1 protein-coding gene is annotated in these 1,794 nt (G+C 42.2%); it reads right to left on the bottom strand.

Annotated features, from left to right (window positions below; genetic code table 11):
* Nucleotides 1-411: 411 nt before the first annotated feature.
* A complete protein-coding gene (locus CU635_RS22610; RefSeq protein ID WP_101579611.1) occupies nt 412-1,686 on the bottom strand; it encodes an IS110 family RNA-guided transposase in 1,275 nt (424 codons plus the stop codon).
* Nucleotides 1,687-1,794: the final 108 nt, after the last annotated feature.

Here is a 1,794-nt window from a genome sequence, read left to right as displayed (position 1 = left end):
TTTTCTTATTGAACTCCCTCAGTTTAATCCGATTTTCTCCCGAATACTCGCTTATTCGCAGGATTTCATCCCCAATGATTTTAATTTCATGACTGGATGGAGTGATTTCAGGACGTTTTGGCTACGTGAAGGCATAGTTAAATAAAGGAGTGCATTACCTTCTCCATATTCTACCATATGATGTACATCTCCACGCCGCCCCTGGAGGCTTTCCCTCCCATGTCTCAACGGGTCAATCGCCCTATCATTCCTTCGTCATGCCTATCCAAGGGGTGGAGGCCAGTTTTGCTAACCTGATGGGTCAGTGCCCTTATGTTCAATAAATCTGGTACTCCGTACATATTTGAAATCCTGCGAATAAGCCAATACTCGATCTTAGAGTACTCTTCGAAACCGATAAAATGAGTGAAACTACGCTGCCAACTCCGTTAATGGTTGGACTTTCTTGGCACAATACGATTCGTTTTTACGTGCTATACCTACGAATATCCGGGCTAACTTGCCAACTAACTTCATGATGGATTTCATTTTTTTCATTTTCTTCACTTTGACATTGTTGGAGTGGAGGGCCTTAAATTCTGGGTTATTCATCACCAGGCTCATAGTGGCCAAGTAAAGGAAACGCCTAAGCCTTGATCTTCCACGTTTGGAAAGGATAATTTGCCCTTTCCACTTCCCGGAGCTAGCTTCAGCGAGATGGAGCCCGGCGTGGCGAAGTAAAGAATTGCCGTGTGAAAACCCGCTTAAATCTCCTGCTTCCCCCAAAATGCCAGCTAACGATATTTCACTAATTCCCTTAATCATAAGCAACTTACTTGCGAAAGGAATTTTAGATAGCTCAGCCTTGACTGCCAGTTCAACTCTTTCTAATTGTTGAACCGCAAGGTCATACTCTTCGAGTAATTGTTCTAGATGAAATTTGTAGGCCTCTATTGCTTGTCTTGTACCAACAGACTTCCTGGCTACATTGAGAAGTAAATAGGCTTTCTTTATCCCAGGCTGCCTCTTCATGACTGACTTCCAACCGGCCACGATCTCTTCAGGCTTCATGGAACCCAGTTCCATTGGGGAAGGAAAAAGCCGCAGTGTAGCGATTGCCCCTTTGGCAGTGATGTCTTTAAATACTTGTCTGAGTTCTGGAAAAACGATGTCCACCCAACGATTTAATTGATTAACAGAGCTAACAAGTCTTTTAACAATCACATCCCGGTTAGACATGAGGACCCTAAGTTTCTCAAACGATTCAGAAGTATTCCTGACAAAGGCATAGTAACCGTTCTTCACCATATCAGCTATTACCAGGGCGTCTTTCTTATCACTCTTTGATTGGGTATTATCGCGGTTTTCTTTATTCCTTTTCACCAAATGGGGATTTACTGTTACTACCTCGATAGCCTGCTTCAATAGCCATTTTGAAAGGTTAATCCAGTAATGGCCTGTAGGCTCCATCCCGACAATGGCCGTCTCAAGTTTATGTATTCTTTGAAGCTTGTAAATCCAATTTAATAGGTCACAGAATCCCTCTTCGTTATTTTCAAATGTAAGTGGATCTCCTACGACGATCCCTCGGAAATTAACAGCTCTGGCAACGTGCAGCTGTTGGGCTATATCCACACCAACGACTAAATGTTTATCAGAAATTCTTTCAATGAGTTGATTTTGTTTGTCCTGCATTTTAAACTTCATAATAAGGGTTCCTCCTTAAGGTTGAGTTTGAGTAGTGTCTTACTCATATCTTACTGAGGAGCCCTATTTTTATCAAAGCTCAAAATTAGCGATCTACAGGAATGCTAA

Source organism: Bacillus canaveralius, assembly GCF_002860125.1.
Classification (GTDB): domain Bacteria; phylum Bacillota; class Bacilli; order Bacillales; family Cytobacillaceae; genus Bacillus_BJ; species Bacillus_BJ canaveralius.
This window is presented reverse-complemented; position numbering and strand designations above follow the sequence as displayed.